This is a genomic window from Seonamhaeicola sp. NFXS20, assembly GCF_049132085.1.
GTDB lineage: Bacteria > Bacteroidota > Bacteroidia > Flavobacteriales > Flavobacteriaceae > Seonamhaeicola.
Genome location: NZ_JAFMPU010000011.1, coordinates 83,765 through 104,378, shown reverse-complemented (window position 1 = coordinate 104,378; position 20,614 = coordinate 83,765). Strand labels below are relative to the sequence as shown.

Here is a 20,614-nt window from a genome sequence, read left to right as displayed (position 1 = left end):
TTGGCTATTAAAGAAGAATGAAAAAAATAATTTTATCCCTCATATTGAGTGTATTTAGTATGCTTGCTTTTTCTCAAAGACAAGCATCAAATTGGTATTTTGGTTATGGAGCTGGTATAGCATTTGATTTAACCAACAACTCTATAAATACTCTTAATAATGGGCAATTATCTACAAACGAAGGTTGCTCATCAATATCTGATGATTCTGGAAATTTACTATTTTATACTGATGGAACCACTGTTTGGAACAAAAACCACAGTATAATGATGAATGGCTCTGGACTTTTTGGTAATAATTCAAGTACACAATCTGCAATAATTGTTCCCAAACCAGATGATGAAAACATCTACTATATTTTTACTGTTGATACTATTATTTATGAAAATGACACAAATGATGGCTTCAATTATTCAGTAGTAGATATGACACTAGATGGTGGTCTTGGTGGCGTTACTCAAAAAAACACTAATCTACTACAACTTTGTTCAGAAAAACTAACAGCTGTCTTAAAAGATTGTATTACAAAATCTATATGGGTAATTACCTTGGCTTCAGAAAATGGCACTTCAGATATCTATAACACATTTCATGCTTTTGAAGTTAGTAATCTAGGTGTTAGTACAACACCTGTAAAATCTTACTTTCCTTCTTTATCAATCTCAGACAAAAGAGGTTACCTAAAGGTTTCTCCTGATGGAACAAAAATGGCTAGTGCTAGTATTGGAGACGGTCTTCAGCTTTTTGATTTTGATCCGTTTACCGGACAAGCAACTAATATGCTTGAATTAACTATTGATAGTTCTAAAAGTCCTTTTCCTTACGGAATAGAATTTTCTCCAAATAGCCAATTACTTTATGTACACGCCTATAACGACTTTAATGATTTTAATAGTAATCAAAACAATAACAATCCTGAGAATCATAAATCTGTTTTATCTCAATTTGACTTAACAGCTCCTAACATTCAAAACTCGCAAGTAATTCTTGATGACAGATCACTTTACAGAGGTGGCTTACAATTAGGTCCTAACGGAAAAATTTACAGAGCTTTAAGTGCTACTTATAGTGCTGGTTTACCTTACCTTGGGGTTATTAATAATCCTAATAATATTGGAATAGCATGTAACTATCAACACAATGCTGTAAGTTTAAGCCCCTATACCTCATCACAAGGCTTACCTCCTTTTATAGCTTCTTTTTTTAATGAACAAATAGATATAATAAATAATGGAGAAAGTGCCACAAATTTAGATTTATGCGATGGTGAATCTTACACGCTTTCTGCTCCTAATTTATCAGGAGCATCTTATACTTGGAGTTTAGATGGAACCGTTTTATCTGAAGCCGATTATGATTTAGACGTTACTCAAAGTGGTTATTATGAAGTTTACATAGATCCCAATAATGGAGATTGCGCTATTGAAGGAAATGCTTTTGTTTTATACAACCCCAACCCTACACCTATTAATCACACCATACTTCAATGTGATGAAGATGGAATAAAAGATGGTCTTACTCTTTTTAATTTAAACGAAGCAAATATTAGTTTAACAGGAGGAAATCAGGATTTATCTACTAAATTCTATACTGATATCGCTAGAACTCAAGAAGTAAATGGTAGTTCTTTTCAAAATACTACTAACCCACAAACCATTTACGTTGAAGTTATTAATGACAATACAGGGTGCTTTTCTTATTCTGAACTCACATTAGAAGTAAGTGTAACAAATTCTAATAACATCACAATTGAAGTTTGTGATGATGATGGTGTTGAAGATGGCTATTACAATTTTAATTTAACCGATTATAATTTAGATGTAATTAATGGACTCCCTTCTGGATTAGAAATTTCTTATTTTGAAACGCTTGATGATGCCCTATTAGAAACTAACCAACTTCTAGAAACTTACAAAAATACTACTCCCTACAACCAAACCATTTACGCAAGAGTTGAAAACGCCAATAATTGTTATGGCATTAGTGAAATAACTTTAACTGTTTTTGAACTTCCTGATATTAATACAGAAGAAATTACTCAATATTGTCTTAATTTTTTCCCGTCAACTATTACAATAAATGCCGGTTTAGTAAACGATAATCCTGCAAATTATAGCTATAATTGGTCTACCGGAGAAAACACCTATACTATAGAAATTAACGAAGCAAAAGAATATGTAGTTACAGTTACAAACTCTAATATGTGCTCTAAAACTAGAACTATATTAGTTGAACCTTCTAATATAGCCACCATTGATGGCTTTGAAATTGAAGATGCATCACAAAATAATACGGTAACAGTATTTGCCTCTGGAGAAGGAGAATATCAATACAGGTTGCTAAATGAAAACAATACAGTTTATAGAGAGTATCAAGACAGTAATGTATTTGAAAATGTTTCCCCTGGGTTTTATACTGTTTCTATAAAAGACACTAAAAACAATTGTGGTACTATAAATGAAAACATATCTGTTATTGGTTTCCCTAAATTCTTTACACCAAATAACGACGGAAATCATGATACATGGCAGCTTTATGGTGTTTCTAGTATGTTTTATCCCAACACTAAAATTAAAATATTTGATAGGTACGGAAAGCTTCTTAAAGAATTAAGCCCTTTAAGCGAAGGATGGGACGGCTTATTTAATGGTAAAAAATTACCTTCTGATGATTATTGGTTTTATGTTAAGTTAGAAGATGGCAGAATTTTTAAAAACCATTTCACATTAAAAAATTAACCTATCATCTAAAAAACTAATAAAACCGCATTTTACCCGATTTATTTTGCGTTTCATCTGAAAAAGACATATTTTTCCACAAAATATTACTGACTGAAAATCAGAAATATAAGCCTAAAAAAATCGGAGAAAAAAACCTACAGCTATGAGATTTTTATATCTATCCTTAATTGTCATTTTCTGCAGTAGCAGTATGGTGTTCTCGCAACAAATCTCTGTAGATAGTTCTGTAGGTGTAGAAGAACTTATTGAAAACAACTTAGTTAATGGTTGTGTAGAAATTTCTAATATAACCTCTTCTGTTAATGGTAACTCTACTGGTTTTCCTAGTTATGCTTATTTTGAAAGAGGAAGCTCTAATTTCCCTTTTGAAAACGGTATCATGTTATCTACAGGTAGTGCTAATTCTGGAGGTAATGGTGTTAGAACACCAACACTTAGCGAAGGCTCAACCGTTTGGGGAACAGACCCCGATATAGAGGCTGCTCTTGGAATTTCAAACACTCTAAACGCCACATCTATTGAGTTTGATTTTGTGTCTATCTCTAGTCAGTTTCAATTTAATTACTTATATGCTTCAGAAGAATATTATGACATCAATCCTTGTCAAATATCAGACAATTTTGTTTTCCTGATAAAAGAAGCAGGCACTAGTGATCCTTACAAAAACATGGCACTTGTACCAGGTACCAACTTACCTGTTAACTCTGTTAATATTCATAATGAAATTTTTGGAGTTTGTAGCGCTCAAAACAATCAATATTTTGATGCTTATAATGTAGGAGACACAAATTACAATGGTAGAACAACCGTATTAACCGCTTCTGAAACCATTCAACCTTATGTTCAATATCATGTTAAATTAATTATTGCAGACCAAAGAGACGGCACCTATGATTCTGCCGTTTTTATTGAAGGTAATAGTTTTGAAATTTTAGACTTAGGAGAAGATATTGAAACTTGTGCAGGCTCTGTAATTTTAGATGCCGATATGCAAAATCCGCTAGCATCATATGCTTGGTATTTGAATAACACTTTACTACCTACAGAAGTTAATCCTACACTAAATGCGGTTCAAAATGGAACCTATAGAGTAGAAGTTACTGTACCTTTAAGTGCAAATAGTTGTGTTGAAGAAGACGAAATTAACGTAACACTCAATACCGAAGAATATATTGAACCCATAACAGATTATGAATTATGTGATGACTCTAGTAATGATGGCATTGAAACTTTTGATCTTTCAACAAAAACCCCAGAGTTAGTAGCTAATATTCCTTTTACAAACTATACATATAGCTATCATTATTCTGATGCTGATGCAAGAAGTAATATTGGTGCTATTAACGCCCCTATTTCTAATACTTCAAATCCGCAACCCATTTATGTTAGAATTCAAGACCAAGACAGTAATTGTTTTGCTTACACCGTTTTCAATTTAATCGTTAATCCATTACCTGATGCTACCCCGCCTTCGCCTCTAGAAGCTTGTGATAGCGATGATACTCCTGATGGTTTTACAGTAATAGATCTTACTGAAAAAGACGATGAAATAACTGGAGGCGCCCCAAATTTAGCTGTAACCTACCACTATAATCCGTTAGACGCATCAACAGGTGATAATGCCATACCAGATTTGTATGTTAACACCAATACTCCTACAGATACCGTTTATGTTAGAATTTTAAATACAGATACAGGTTGCGTAAATACCACAACTTTAACTGTTAATGTTACCACTAGCCCCATTGTAAATAGAGACACCCAATTTTTAGATGCTTGTGATTCTGATCAAGATGGAAATGCTTCATTTGATTTAACCCAAGTTATTAATGATATTTTAAATGGCTTAACAGGTGTTACCGTTACCTTTCATGAAAGTACTGATGATGCTCAAACCGGAAGCAACCCAATAGGAGACCCCACTAATTATGAGTACACAAACCCCGCTGCAGAACCTGGGTCAAGAAACCTAGTGGTTAGAATTGAAGATGATGTAACAGGTTGTGCCACTCTTGTACCTTTAGAAGTTCATACCAACCTTTTACTTACAGGCACAGATACTGGAGATTATGCACTTTGTGATGTTAATGATAATGATAATGACACCCTTAATTTCAACTTATATACCGTTGAATCTTATATTGCTAATGATTTACCAAACCCTATAGACGTTACCTTTTACGAAACCCAAGATGATATTGATAACAACGTAAATGCCATTGATAAAACAGTCCCCTATCCAGCTGTAAGTCCTACAGTTCTTTACATTAGAATGGAAGATACAGTAACTGGTTGTATTGAAGAATCTGAAATTACACTATTAGTAAACCCTATTTTATTATTTGAATCTGTTGACCCAATTCCTTATTGTGATACAGATGATGATGGTGCAATTAGTATAGGTTTACACGCTTTAGATGATACAATTACAGGTGGAAACCCAAATTTTACAGTAACTTATTTTAGTGATGAAAATGACGCAGAAAATAATTACAATGCACTACCGGCATTTTACGCTACCACGTACACTAACTCAAACTCAATTGAAACCCTTTATGCTAGAATACAGAATGAAGATTCTGGCTGCTCTACCGTAAACTCTTTTGAGATTGAAATTATTACAGCTCCTGGAACTACTACACCAACACCTATAATAATTTGTGATGATGATCAAGACGGTTTTTACACCGTAAACCTTGAAGATAAAATTCCCGAAATGATTACCAGTACAACTGGAGTAAATATTAATTTCTTTACATCAGAAGATGACGCTAACACAATCACAAACCCTATATTAAATCCAGACAGTTTTAATGCAGAAACCCAAACTATTTTTGTAAGGTTTGAAAGTGCTGTTTCTGGGTGTTATAATATAAATACTATAGATATAACTGTAAATACTTTACCTATAATTCCACCAGATTTGGAATTTCAAATTTGTGAAGCTACAGGTACAACTGTTACAGATTTCTTATTAGTAGAAATGGATGATGATATTTTAGGAACCCAAACAGGTAAAGAAGTTTATTATTTTGAAAATGAAACCGATGCTCTATCTGGTAATTTAACCAACGCTATTGATAAAAACAATGTATATCAAAATACATCTAGCCCGCAAACCATTTATGTGCGGGTTGAAAATATAACCGCAGAACCAGGCACATGTTATGCAACATCATCAATAACCTTACAAGTATCTCCAGAACCCATTTACAACCCCATAGTAGATTTTTTAGTATGTGATGATGCCTCTAATGACGGTGTGCATACCTTCGATTTAGACGCCAAAAGAACCGAAATATCTCAAGGTTCAACAGATAATTTAAATATATCATTTCATGAAACCGAAGATGATGCCAATGCTAACATTAACCCTTTAGCAGACCAATATACCAACATTAATGACCCACAAACCATTTATATAAGAATAGAAAGTTCAGATTCATTATGTTATATAGTAGAGCCTCTTGGTATAATAATTATTGAAGCTCCAGATATTACAGAAGTTTCAGCTCCTTTAATTGCTTGTGATGACGATTACGATGGCTTTACTACATTTAATTTAGAAGATGCTGATTTTCAATTTTTAGACAGAATTACAGATGATCTTGAGGTAAATTATTTTGAAAATTTTGATGATATTAATCAAAATGACGGTTTGGACAACAGTTTAGCCATTGCAGACCCTACTAACTTTAACTCAAACACCCAAACGGTTTACATTAAAGTTTGGAATACTTTAACAGGCTGTTTTAGTGTTATAGATTTAGAGCTTATTGTGAATTTACCACCTCAAACAAATAACCTAGGCACCATTCAAATTTGTGATAATGATACCAATACCTACGATTTATCACAAATTAATGACATGATTGTTGATGACACAAGTACAGTAAACATATCATATCACAATTCATTAACAGACGCCACAAATAATACTGGAGCTGTAGCAAATACATTCAATTATTCTGCAAGTATGCATGAAATTTTTGTAAGAGTTACAAATATTACAACAGGTTGCCCTATAGTAACTTCATTCACACTTCAAATAAATCAAAATCCAATAGCCAATACACCACCGCCTTTAATTGCTTGTGATGATGATTACGACGGATTTTTTGAATTCACCCTATCAACAAATACAAATGCCATATTAGGAGCTCAAAACCCTAACCAACACACAGTTACTTACTATAATGAATTAACCGATGCTGAAAATGTAACAAACCCATTAGGCAATTTACACGCAGCATCTAACGGAGACATAATTTATGCCAGAATTGAAAATACTAGCACAACATGTTATGACATTACTAGTTTTACAACCATAGTAAATCCGCTTCCTGTAGTTCCTGTTAATGATGTAGTACCGCTTTGTCTCAACGATTTACCATTGGTAATTGACGCCTATACAGGTAACCCCAATGATACCTATCTCTGGTCTACTGGCGCAACAACACCTCAAATAACTCTTAATGACCCATCAGAAATTGGAGATTATTGGGTAACCGTTACTACACCTAATACCGTTGGAAACGATTGTGAATACACCCATAATTTCTCAGTAATTGAATCTGAGGAAGCAGATATAAACTTTACCACAACCGTAGATTTTGCAGACCCAAACAGTATTACGGTAGATGTAAGTGGTATTGGAAATTATGTATATATTTTAGATGACGGAGAACCTCAAACTTCAAACATTTTTGAAAACGTATATTTAGGACCGCATACCGTAACTATTAGAGATTTAAATGGCTGTACAGACGTTTCTGAAACAGTAATTGTTATAGATGCGCCTAAATTTTTCACTCCCAATAATGACGGCTATTTTGATACATGGCATATTATTGGTATAGAAGAATTACCTGGTACTATAGTTTACATCTACAATAGATTTGGCAAATTACTTAAAACATTACCAGACAACGCTACAGGATGGGATGGAACTTTTAATGGTAAAAAAATGCCTTCTGACGATTATTGGTTTGTAGCAAAAGTTATTCAAGAAGGTAAAGCCTTTGAAGTAAAAGGTCATTTTGCCTTAAAACGATAATAAGCTTTTTATTTTACTGAAATAGCTTAATTTTATTCATTTCCACAAAATACATGAAATACTATATTTACATTATTCTATTAGTTTTTAGCTTTAAAAATTTTGCCCAAAATATTCAAGTAGATAGTCAAACCTATACTCCACAACAACTTATTGAAGATATTTTAATTAATAGTAATTGTATTGAAAATGTTTCAGTAACAAATGTAATAGGTGGAAATTTTAACGGAACTGACCAAAGTTATGGCTATTTTGATGCCACAGGAACTTCGTTTCCTTTTCAAAATGGCATTGTTTTAAGTACTGGCAGACTTAGTAATGTTGAAGGGCCCAACAATAATTTAAGTGATGATGATGCACTCAACTGGAATGGTGATAATGACTTAGAAAACATTCTTAATGAGAGCAACACTCTCAATGCCACTATTATTGAATTTGAATTTACTTCTACCTCAAATTTTGTAAGTTTTAGGTATTTATTTGCTTCAGAAGAATATCAAGAAAATAATGATAACACTTGCAAATATTCTGATTTATTTGGGTTTTTAATTAGAAATGTTAATGACACTCAATATACCAATATTGCACTTATTCCAAATACACAAACACCTGTAAAAGTTACAACCGTACACCCAGGAATACCAAACGGATGTGCTGCACAAAACCCAACCTATTTTGGCAGTTGGAATGACCAAACAGCACCCATAAACTTTAACGGACAAACGGCTGTTTTAACTGCAACAGCCAATACCATTCCTAATGAAACATACCATGTTAAGTTGGTTATTGCAGATGAACAAAATTATCGTTACGACTCTGCCGTATTTTTAGAAGCCGGTAGTTTTGAATTAAGTACAGATTTAGGTCCAGATAGATTAATTTCTACCAACAACCCCTTGTGCGAAAACGAAACTTTAACACTAGATGCGTTTCAATCTGGAAATAACACATACAAATGGTTTAAAGATGGAAACGAAATTTTAAGCGAAACTAATGCTACTTATTTAGTTGAAAATGCAGGAACTTATACTGTAGAAGTTACTTTAGAAAATAATTGTATTGCCTACGGAGAAATTATTGTTGAATATTCACAAAGTCCTGTAACATTAAACACTACATTAATTCAATGTGATGCTAATCAAGATGGATTAACCACCTATAATTTATTAGATGCTCAACAAAACATTACCAATGGAAGCAATAGTGTTAATATAAGTTTCTACACCTCATATACTAATGCTCAAAATACTTTAAATCCTATTCAAAATCCTGAATCTTTTCAAAACACATCACCTCAACAAATAATTTATGTTAGAGTTGAAAATTCTTTTGGGTGCTTTTCAATAGCAGAATTAACTTTAGATATTTCAAATGAAAGTATCAATATTCCTCCTTTTATAGCTTGTGATGATAACATTATTGATGGCTTAACAGAATTTAATGTTTCAGATTTAATAAATCATATAGAACAAAACATCAACAATAACCTAACTGTTCAACTTTATAAAACCGAACAAGATGCTTTAAATAGCCTTAATATTATAACTGGTACATATACCAATACAATTGAATATAATGAAACTCTTTTTGTTAAAACAAAAACCAACAATGGCTCTTGTTATGCTATAGGAACATTAGAATTACAAGTTTTAGAACCTCCTATTTTTAATGAAAGTAGTAATACCATATACTGCTTAAACTATTTTCCAAATACTATAACCATAAACTCTGGTTTATTAAATGGCACAAACAACAACCCCACTTTTGAGTGGTATTTTAATAACGTACTTCTTTCTGAAAACACATCAAGTATTGAAGTTAATGAAATTGGCACATATACTGTAAACGTATCATTTTCAAATGGATGTTCTGCTTCATCAAATATTTTAGTTAATGCTTCTAACATTGCTACTATTGATAATATAGAAATTGAACAAACCTCAGCAAACAACTCTGTTACAGTTAATGTTACTGGTGAAGGCGATTATCAATACGCACTAGATTCGCAAATTTTTAATGACAATAAGGTATTCACTAACATTTCTTCTGGTTTTCACACCATTTTTGTTTTAGATAAAAACGGTTGTGGTATCATTGAAGAAGAAATTGCTGTTCTTGGTTTTCCTAAATTTTTCACCCCAAATAATGATGGGTATAACGATACTTGGAAACCTTTAGGAGTTAATGAAATTTTTAATTCTAATATTCAAATTCAAATATTTAATCGTTTTGGGAAACTCCTTAAAACCATTAATCCTATAGAATCTGGTTGGGATGGGTCCTTTGCAGGAAAACCTCTTAGTTCTGATGACTACTGGTATGTTGCCTTATTACCCAATGGAACATCATTTAAAGGGCATTTTACACTTAAACGATAGTAATAACCTTATTTCTTGTTTATAGAGCTTTTCATCTAAAACAATTAAACCTTTAAAGTTATATATAGTCTAAAGTAAATTATTTAATTTATTTTAGGCGTTGGTTTAATTTTCAACCAACATTTTACTAGCAACCAAAGTACAGAACTTGCAATGCAAACTAGCTCCCTATTAAAAAATTTGCTATTTATTTTAATAGTCTTAATTTCTAGTTATAGTTATTCTCAACTTAGTAAAAAGCATTACATACCCCCTTTAACTAGTTCTGCCTCTGGAAATGCAAACCCAGAAGACCAATATATATACATATCAACACCAAATAATTCTTTGGTGCCATATACTATAATTCCTGTTGGGCAACCAACAACTAGCTATATTACAGGCAATGTATCAAATACATCTCCACAAGTACAATATATAGGCACAGGTAATAGCCAATTATTTGTTTCTTCTAATTCAACAAGTACAGTTACAAATAATAAAGGCTATATTATTGAAGCAGAAGCACCAATATACGTATCAATAAGATTAAATGCAGGTGGAGGATCTCAAGCTGGAGCCTTAGTTAGTAAAGGACTTTCTGCTTTAGACACCTCGTTTAGAATCGGTTCTTTTACAAGTGATAACCCCCAAGACAACTATTTAAGTTTTGTTTCGGTAATGGCTACTGAAGATGATACACAAGTAACTTTTAATGATCTGCCTTCGGCTTTAATTATTAAAAATTACTCAGGTACCAAACCTATAAGCGTTACCTTAAATGAAGGAGAAAGTTATATTGTTGCTATAAATGCTTTAGAAAATGGACCAACTGTAAATAATTTAATGGATGGTTTAATTGGTTGTTTAGTAACTTCTAACAAACCTATAGTTACCAACTGTGGTTCTGCTAATGGCAGTTTTGATAATGGAAATGGTAGAGACTACGGAATAGATCAAATTGCGGGTCTTTCTAAAATAGGTAACGAATATATTTTTGTAAAAGGTGCTGGCAGCAACAACTGGGAAAATGTGTTACTAGTAGCACACACCAATAACACTTTAATTAGTATTAATGGCAATCCTGTTAGCACAATAAACGCAGGAGAATATTATTTAATAGAAGGAAATAATTATAATGTTAATGGTAACATGTATGTTGAAACTAGCGAAGACGTTTTTGCATACCAAGGTCTTGGTGCAAGCTCTGAGGCCAACCAAGGAATGTTTTTTGTACCTCCTTTAAGTTGCGAAACCAGAGGAAACATAGATAATATACCTTTTATTGATGTAATTGGTAGTACAGATTATTCTGAAGAAAGTGGAGTTTCTATTGTAACCAAAGTTGGGGCTTCAATTAATGTTACCTCTTCTATTACTGGTTCTGTTTTTACAGGAACAGCAAGTACTGTTTCTGGTAATCCAGATTATGTAACCTACAGAATAACCGGATTATTAGGAAACATTACTGTTCAAGGTGATGATGAACTTTACGTGGCGTACTTTAATGTAAATGGTGCAGCAACTTCAGGTAGTTTCTATTCCGGGTTTCCTTCAAATCCTGAAATTAATTTTGATGTGCAATTTGCAACCTTGGGTAACTGTATCCCTAATATAACCTTAGAAGCTGCCAATGCTGAAAATTTTGATAGTTACGAATGGTATTATGATGATGGTTCTGGTTTTCAACTACACGCTTCAAATGTTACTTCTATAACACCAACATTACCAGGTAAATACAAATTAATTGGAATAATAACTTGTACTGGTGAAACATTAGAATCTGTTGAAGTTCCTGTAAGTATCTGTCCTGATGATATTGATAATGACGGTATTATAGACAACCTAGATATTGATAATGACAACGATGGCATTTTAAATTGTACAGAATCTAGAGGAGATGTCACATTAGACATAACCAATTTAAACAAGCCTATATTAAATTTCCAAGACGCTTCAACAAACAATACAATTGCTACAGGCAATTATTCGCAAACCAATAGTTCTGGAAATTCCAACACATTTTCTGGAGATAATCAAGGTAACTTTACCAGTGTTGTTGGTAACGCTGCAAATGCTCAGGGTAATTATAACATTACATTTACAGAACCTGTTAACGTAAAGTTATCTGAAGATGTATTATACACTCATAATTCAGTCGACGGAGAATACTTCATTGTTAAAATTTTGCCAACAAATAAAAATATAACTCTAGTAGACCCAGACGATAGACTAATGATAGATTCTAATTTTGATGGCATTTTTGAAGTAGGAATCACACAAATATCTGGTTCTGAAATTCATTTTAAGTACAACCCCAATCCCAATGGGAACACACCTTTCAACTTTTTTTCAAATCAGATTGATGAATTCGAACTAACTCACAACTTGAGCAATTTAACAGACTCGTCTACTTTTTCAGCAAACATATCGCTTACCTGTTTTAAAAATGATAATGATAATGACGGCATTAAAGATGAATTAGATTTAGATAGTGATAACGACGGTATTCCTGATATTATTGAACGCTCTGGAACCATTGTAACACTTTCTGGGATTGACACTAATTTTGATGGTTTAGATGATGTTTTCAACAACTTTTCTGCTCCAATAGATACTGATAATGATGGTGTAGTTGATTTTTACGATTTAGATTCTGATAATGACGGTATCTACGATTTAATTGAAACGGGGCAATTAGGTACCCTCTCTGACACCAATTTAGATGGCATTGAAGATGGCCCCAATTATGGTGTAAATGGTTGGGCAGATGCAGCTGAAACCTCACCCGACAGTAACACTATAGGCTATACTTTAAATGATTATGATTCTGATACTATATTCTCATACATTGATGCTGATAGTGATGGAGACACTTGTAGTGATGTTATTGAAGCTGGTTTTTCTGATGGTAATTCTGATAATTATTTAGGAGATGTTACAGTAACTGTTAATGCTAATGGATTAGTTTCAAATGCATCAGATGGGTATTCATTACCCAACACAGATTATTTAGATTTTGCCCCTATAACCATAGACAATCATTTATCGGCTGCTGTTATTTGTGAAAATTCAGACTTTACAATTCCGTTAGTTTCAAATGATGCCGAAACCATTCAATGGGAGTTTTCAACAGATAACGGTACCACATGGGCAACCTTAAATAATGATGCAACCTTTTCTGGTACAAATACCTTCAACTTAAATATAAGCAATGCTCCTTTAACACTTAACAATTACACTTTTAGAGCCTTTTTAAACAGAACAGGCAATAGCTGTGGTATTTACTCAACCAATATAAATATTACTGTAAATGAGATTCCTGTAGCCAATACAGCTCCAAATATGTTATTGTGTGATGATGATAATAACGGTACAATGCCTTTTGATTTAACCTCACAAAACAACAGTATTAACACCAACCCAAACTTTACTATTACCTATCATGAATCTCAACTAGATGCAGAAAATAATGCAAACCCAATTACAAGTCCGTTTGAGAGTGGTAATACAACCATATATGCGCGTGTTGAAAATAATGCTAATACTACTTGTTATGACATATCTACTTTTAATTTAGAAGTTTATGAAAGTCCTACACCTTCATTATCAGTAACCCCACTTCAAGAATGCGACAATACCTCTGTTGGCACAGATACTGATGGTTTTAAAACCTTTGATTTAACACAAAAAGAAACCGAAATTTTAAATGGTCAAAGCCCTTCAGATTTTACAGTAACCTATTTTATTGATGCCGCTCGTATTGTTGAAATTACAAGCCCAAATAGTTATAACAATATGACACCTAACAACCAAACCATTTATGTTAGGGTAACAAATAATGCTAATACGTCGTGTTTTTCTGATACTATGTTTAACATTGAAGTTTACACATTACCAACTGCAAATACACCAAACACCTACACGCAATGTGATGATGCATCAAATGATGGACAAGCGTTTTTTAATTTAACATTAGATTTAATAAAAGAAGAGATAAACCCTAATTACCTTTCAGAAGGTTTAACCTTTAGTTATTATTATAATCAAAGTGATGCTCAAAGTGGTGTTAATCCAATACCTAATCCAGATAATTATCAAGACACTCTAGGATTTACTCCAGAAACGGTTTGGGTTAGAGTTGAAAACCCCAACGGTTGCTACAAAGAAGTACCTTTAACACTTAACGTAAGTCCTTCAAGTGCTGTTCTAAATGCATACAACCCTGCTTCTATTTATCAATGCGATGATGGTATTAATGTAAGAGATGGTGTTTCAACTTTTGATTTTTCGCACATAAGAGACTATATTGCTAATACCCTTTTTTCTACTTTTAATGTAACGGTGCATTTTTATGAAAGCCTAATGGATGCTGAATTAGAAACCAATGAAATTACAGATATTTCTAATCACCAAAATACCAATTCACCCAATATACAAACCATTTGGGTACGCGTAAAAAGTGATTTAGGTAATAACTGTTTAGGACTTGAAGAACTAACAAACCTCTTAATTGTTGAAGCCTTACCTGTTGCAAACTCTGTTTCTATTAAAAGACAATGTGATTTTGACATTACTGACACCTATATTTCTTATCCTTTTGATACTTCTTCAATAGAATCAGAAATTTTAAACGGTCAATCATTATCTAATGTAACTATTACCTATAATTATGTTGACATCAATGGTGCAGCGGTAACTTCAAATACACTTCCTAATCCTTTTTTAACAGAAACACAAACTGTAGCTGTAACAGTTACAAACAATACAACACAAGACCCCGATGGTGCCTGTTATGATGAAACAACCTTAGAATTTATAGTAGATAAACAACCCGTTATTGCAGCCACAGTTTCTCCCCAAATAGTTTGCGATGGAGATAGTGGAGATACAGATGATGATGGCTTTTACCCATTTAACACTTCTACTTTTGCAAGCACTATTTTAGGAACGCAATCTAACATGGAAATTTATTTTGATTATATTGATGAAAACGGTGTCTTGGTAACTAACAGTCCTACATTACCCAACCCATTAAATTCAACAAATCAAACTATAAACGTTAATGTAATTAACCCTATTAATACTAATTGTTACGCAAGTACCACAATAGATTTAATTGTAAATCCGTTACCAGAATTCTACATAGATTCTGAGCATATTGTATGTACATCAGACCCAACATTTACGGTTGAATTAGACCCTGTAGAAACCACTTCTGAAACCTTTACTTATGAGTGGCGTTGGACTAGTTTAGATGGTAACACAACAAATCAACTACTACCAGAAACAACACCTACAATTTGGGTTTCAACCCCAGGAATATATCATGTTACCTTAACAAAAACTGATGGTACAGGCTGCTCAAGAACCAGAGACATTTTTGTAAACGCATCTGAAATTGCAACCATAACATTAGATGATGTAACCATTGTTGATTTTACCGAAAATAATAACTCCGTAACCATTAACCCAACAAACCTTGGTCAAGGTAATTATGAATATGCTTTAGTAGAACAAGGTTCTAACTTTATTTCATACCAAAATGAACCCGAATTTACTAACGTAAAACCAGGTTTTTATACTATTTATGTAAATGATAAAGATGGTTGTGGCGTTTCTACTTTAAATATTTCTGTTTTAGGTTATATGAAGTTTTTCACTCCAAACAATGATGGCTATAATGACTTTTGGCAAATTATTGGCGTAAATGCTGCTTTTCAACCCAACAGTAAAGTTTTAATTTTTGACCGCTACGGAAAACTTTTAAAGCAACTTTCATCGTTTCAAGATGGTTGGGATGGCACCTCTAGAGGAACCAAAATGCCTACAGATGATTATTGGTTTAAAGTGTTTTTAGAAGATGGCAGAATATACACTGGTCATTTTACGCTAAAACGATAAACTATAATTTTTTTTAACTTAAACTCAATATCACAACAAGTTTAAGTAATTTAGACACTTTAAATACTTTAAGCATTTAGAGTAATATGCGGTTTAAAATAGAATCAGAATTTAGTCCTACAGGAGATCAACCCCAAGCTATTAAGCAACTGGCTAAAGGCATAATTTCCAATGAAAAATATCAAACCTTATTAGGTGTAACTGGCTCTGGTAAAACCTTTACCATTGCAAACGTTATAGAAGAGGTGCAACGCCCTACTCTCGTTTTGGCTCATAATAAAACCTTAGCGGCCCAATTATATTCAGAGTTTAAACAGTTTTTCCCAAACAATGCAGTAGAATACTTTGTTTCGTACTATGATTACTATCAACCAGAAGCCTACATTCCGGTTTCTGGTGTTTATATAGAAAAAGATTTATCTATAAACGAAGAAATTGAAAAAATGCGCTTAAGCACTACATCTTCTCTACTTTCAGGCAGAAGAGATGTTTTAGTTGTAGCATCAGTTTCATGTTTATACGGTATAGGAAACCCTGTTGAATTTCAAAAAAATGTGGTAACACTAGAAAGAGATCAAGAAATTTCAAGAACAAAACTCCTTCATCAACTTGTTCAAAGTCTATATTCAAGAACCGAAGCAGAATTCAATCATGGTAATTTTAGAATAAAAGGAGATACCGTTGATATATTTCCTAGTTATGCTGATAACGCCTATCGTATCCATTTTTTTGGAGATGAAATTGAAGAAATAGAATCTTTTGATATTCAAACCAATCAGGTTATTGAAAGATTTGACCGTTTAAATATTTATCCTGCAAACATGTTTGTAACCTCACCTGATGTGTTACAAAATGCTATAAAAGATATTCAAGATGATTTAGTAAAACAATACGATTATTTTAAAGAAATTGGAAAACACCTAGAAGCTAAACGCCTAAAAGAACGTACTGAATTTGATCTTGAAATGATTCGTGAACTTGGTTATTGTTCTGGTATTGAAAATTATTCTAGATACCTTGACGGCAGGCAACCTGGAACACGCCCTTTCTGTTTATTAGATTATTTTCCTGATGATTTTTTAATGGTAATTGATGAAAGTCATGTGACAATATCACAAGTACATGCCATGTATGGTGGAGATAGAAGTAGAAAAGAAAACTTAGTTGAATATGGTTTTAGGCTTCCTGCTGCTTTAGATAACAGACCATTAAAATTTGAAGAATTTGAAGCCTTACAAAACCAAGTTATTTACGTAAGTGCTACACCTGCAGATTATGAATTGCAAAAAACAGATGGCGTTTATGTAGAACAAGTCATTAGACCAACGGGGTTACTAGATCCTGAAATTGAAGTTCGCCCAAGTTTAAACCAAATAGATGATTTAATTGAAGAAATACAACAACGCGTTGAAAAAGACGAGCGCACTTTAGTAACTACCCTTACCAAACGAATGGCTGAAGAGTTGACTAAATACTTAGATAGAATTCAAATTAGATGCCGTTACATACACAGTGATGTAGATACTTTAGAACGCGTTGAAATAATGCAAGATTTACGCAAAGGTTTATTTGATGTTTTAGTTGGTGTAAATCTATTAAGAGAAGGTTTAGATTTACCAGAGGTATCCTTAGTTGCTATTTTAGATGCTGATAAAGAAGGGTTTTTACGTTCTGCACGTTCATTAACACAAACTGTTGGTAGAGCTGCTAGAAACATTAATGGTAAAGCCATTATGTATGCAGATAAAATAACCAAAAGCATGCAAAAAACTATTGATGAAACCAATTACAGACGAGAAAAACAAATAAATTATAATACAAAACACAACTTAACACCAAAAGCTCTAAATAAAAGTTTAGATAACGCTTTAGCTAAAAACTCGGTTAGCACTTATAAATATGAATTAGATGCAAAAAAAGCTGCAGAACCAGAAAGTGAATATTTAACTAAACCTGTATTAGAAAAAAAGATTAAAGAAAGACGTAAACAAATGGAGGAAGCTGCCAAAGCCTTAGATTTTATTGTAGCTGCTAAATTACGAGATGAAATAAAAGTTTATCAAGAAAAATTAAAAAAGCTAAAAGTTTAAACTTTTAGCTTTTTTAACACCCGAAGGCTAACACAACACTATCATAAACTTAGCAGATTGTTATTAATTATACTGTGTCTTAAAAATATCTATTAATACATCTGGTGGTACTATTTTATTAGGAAAACTTTCCATTAAATACAACACCTTAGTAATTGATTCATGACTTAACCCCATGCGTAAACCAAAATTATAAAGCTTAGTAACACCCGTAGATTTACTTTCTCCTCTATATTCTTGTTCTATATTCATAAGTAATACCAACCTATGGAATTGAACTATACGCTCACTATGAGATTTTAAATGTGTATAATTAACTGGGTGATCTATTAAATACTCAAAATCTTCACGAGAGATGTCAAGCTGTTTTGCTACACCTAATAAAAAGTTATATTCTATTTCTTTGATATCCTTATCATATTTTGCAAAAGCTATCATTTCTGATAAAAGACTCAATTTTTCTACTCTATTAATCATTTTTCAGGGATTAATTAATTACAATATAAAGTTACGCAGAAGAGTAATTTATTAATCGTGGATATAATGTAACTTATCGAAAAATAGGGCGTTTTTAATCGTGGTTTTTATTTATTTCATCTCAAATTTTAATTAAAAAAATCTTTATTTGTAATTAATTATTTCTAATTATTTTAAAAAAACACACGAACAAAACATGTAAATTCCTTATAATCAGTATTTTAAAAAATAACAAAAATTTAAAATAAATATAACTTAAGAGTTACTATTAGGTATCTTTACAAAAAATACAAAAACGCTAAAATTGAAATGCCTCTTATGCATTATCGATAAACTGCTACCTTTATTTAAAATAAATTTCACAAATGACCAATAATGATATTTTTAAAAAGCTAAGAGTAGCTCTAAAATTAAAAGATGATGATATTGTGAAAATTTTAGAACTGGTAGACTTTAGGATATCAAAAAGTGAATTAGGTGCCTTTTTTAGAAGAGAAGACCACCCAAAATATATGGAATGTGGCGACCAAATATTACGTAATTTTTTAAATGGTTTAGTAATTCATTTAAGAGGCCCAATGCCTGAAAAACGAAATAAAAACAAAGCACAAAAAAAGAGCAACTCATAGAATTGCTCTTTTTTTGAAAATTATTTAATGTTTTAAGATAATACTTCTTGTACCTTATCTGCTGCTTCTTGAAACTCTGTAGCACTTAACACTGCCAACCCAGAATTATCAATTAATTCTTTAGCAATATCGGCATTTGTTCCTTGTAAACGTACAATAATAGGCACATTAATATTGCCCATGTTTTTGTAAGCATCAATAACACCTTGTGCTACACGATCACAACGTACAATACCTCCAAAAATATTAATTAAGATAGCTTTTACAGCAGGGTCTTTTAAAATTATTTTAAATGCTGCTTCAACACGAGCCGCATCTGCAGTACCACCAACATCTAAAAAGTTTGCTGGCTCACCTCCTGCTTGTTTAATTAAATCCATGGTTGCCATGGCTAAACCTGCTCCGTTTACCATACACCCTACGTTACCATCTAAATCTACATAATTTAAACCAACTTCTTTAGCTTCTACTTCTATTGGGTTTTCTTCACGTAAATCTCTTAAATTAACATAATCTTTATGTCTGTAAAGTGCATTATCATCAATAGTTACTTTAGCATCAACTGCTAAAATTTTATCATCACTAGTTTTTAAAACTGGGTTAATTTCAAATAAAGATGAATCAGACTTCACATAAGCTGTATAAAGAGCCATCACAAATTTGGTCATTTCTTTAAACGCAGTTCCAGATAAACCAAGATTGAAGGCTACGCGTCTTGCTTGAAATGGCAATAAACCAACTGCTGGGTCTATTTCTTCAGTAAAAATTAAATGTGGTGTTTCTTCGGCTACTGTTTCAATATCCATTCCACCTTCAGTAGAATACATAATCATATTGCGTCCGGTACCTCTATTTAATAAAACAGACATATAATATTCTTCTGTTTCACTTTCACCTGGGTAATAAACATCTTCGGCTACTAAAACCTGATGAACTTTTTTACCTTCGGCAGATGTTTGAGGTGTAATTAAGTTCATACCAATAATTTGACCTGCAATATCTTCAACCTCTTGCAAGTTTTTAGCAAGCTTTACACCGCCACCTTTACCACGACCACCTGCATGCACTTGTGCTTTAATTACATGCCAGCTAGTACCAGTTTCAGTAGTTAATTGTTTTGCAGCAGCTACAGCTTCATTTGCATTTTGGGCAACAATACCACGTTGGATACGCACTCCAAAACTGCTTAATATTTCTTTACCTTGATATTCGTGTAAATTCATAATTCGCTCATTATTTATAAGAAAAGCAAATGTAAATAATAGCGATTACTTTCGCTAATAATTATTATTTAAAACTTTTTTTATTTTAAAACTTTTATATTTTGTTAATTATTTAACATTTTGTTTAGTTTGTATTA

The 20,614-nt window shown here is 32.5% G+C and carries 8 protein-coding genes; 6 read left to right on the top strand and 2 right to left on the bottom strand.

All coding sequences use genetic code 11. The features are described 5' to 3' along the window. Positions 1–17 precede the first annotated feature (17 nt). The 5 genes from J1D01_RS14355 to uvrB all read left to right on the top strand — a co-directional run bounded on the left by J1D01_RS14355 (position 18) and on the right by uvrB (position 18,148). Positions 18–2,738 (top strand): T9SS type B sorting domain-containing protein, encoded by a 2,721-nt coding sequence (locus J1D01_RS14355; RefSeq protein WP_421151304.1) that lies wholly within the window; start codon positions 18–20, stop codon positions 2,736–2,738. A 145-nt stretch (positions 2,739–2,883) separates the two neighbouring features. Further along, positions 2,884–7,797, top strand: coding sequence for a choice-of-anchor L domain-containing protein (locus J1D01_RS14350; protein ID WP_421151303.1), 4,914 nt, complete (start codon positions 2,884–2,886; stop codon positions 7,795–7,797). A 53-nt stretch (positions 7,798–7,850) separates the two neighbouring features. Beyond that, the gene (locus tag J1D01_RS14345; RefSeq protein ID WP_421151302.1) at positions 7,851–10,175 is read left to right on the top strand and encodes a choice-of-anchor L domain-containing protein; all 2,325 of its coding nucleotides are present in this window, start codon (positions 7,851–7,853) and stop codon (positions 10,173–10,175) included. 180 nt (positions 10,176–10,355) lie between these two features. Beyond that, positions 10,356–16,058, top strand: a complete 5,703-nt coding sequence (locus J1D01_RS14340; RefSeq protein WP_421151301.1) for a T9SS type B sorting domain-containing protein — start codon at positions 10,356–10,358, stop codon at positions 16,056–16,058. An 86-nt stretch (positions 16,059–16,144) separates the two neighbouring features. Next, the gene (gene uvrB / locus J1D01_RS14335) at positions 16,145–18,148 is read left to right on the top strand and encodes an excinuclease ABC subunit UvrB (RefSeq protein ID WP_421151300.1); all 2,004 of its coding nucleotides are present in this window, start codon (positions 16,145–16,147) and stop codon (positions 18,146–18,148) included. A gap of 63 nt (positions 18,149–18,211) precedes the next feature. On the opposite strand, the gene J1D01_RS14330 is transcribed toward uvrB, so the two are convergent. Next, entirely contained in the window at positions 18,212–18,625 is a 414-nt protein-coding gene (locus J1D01_RS14330) for a TerB family tellurite resistance protein (RefSeq protein WP_421151299.1), read from the bottom strand. 365 nt (positions 18,626–18,990) lie between these two features. Between J1D01_RS14330 and J1D01_RS14325 the strand changes: the two genes are divergently transcribed. After that, positions 18,991–19,254 carry a DUF1456 family protein gene (locus tag J1D01_RS14325; protein ID WP_421151298.1) on the top strand — a complete coding sequence of 88 codons (264 nt, stop codon included), beginning with the start codon at positions 18,991–18,993 and terminating at the stop codon, positions 19,252–19,254. A gap of 32 nt (positions 19,255–19,286) precedes the next feature. Here the strand turns inward: J1D01_RS14325 and sucC are convergent, their stop codons facing one another. Continuing rightward, positions 19,287–20,477: an ADP-forming succinate--CoA ligase subunit beta gene (gene sucC, locus J1D01_RS14320; RefSeq protein ID WP_372938141.1), complete on the bottom strand. Its 1,191-nt coding sequence runs from the start codon at positions 20,475–20,477 to the stop codon at positions 19,287–19,289. Between the last annotated feature and the right edge of the window lie 137 nt (positions 20,478–20,614).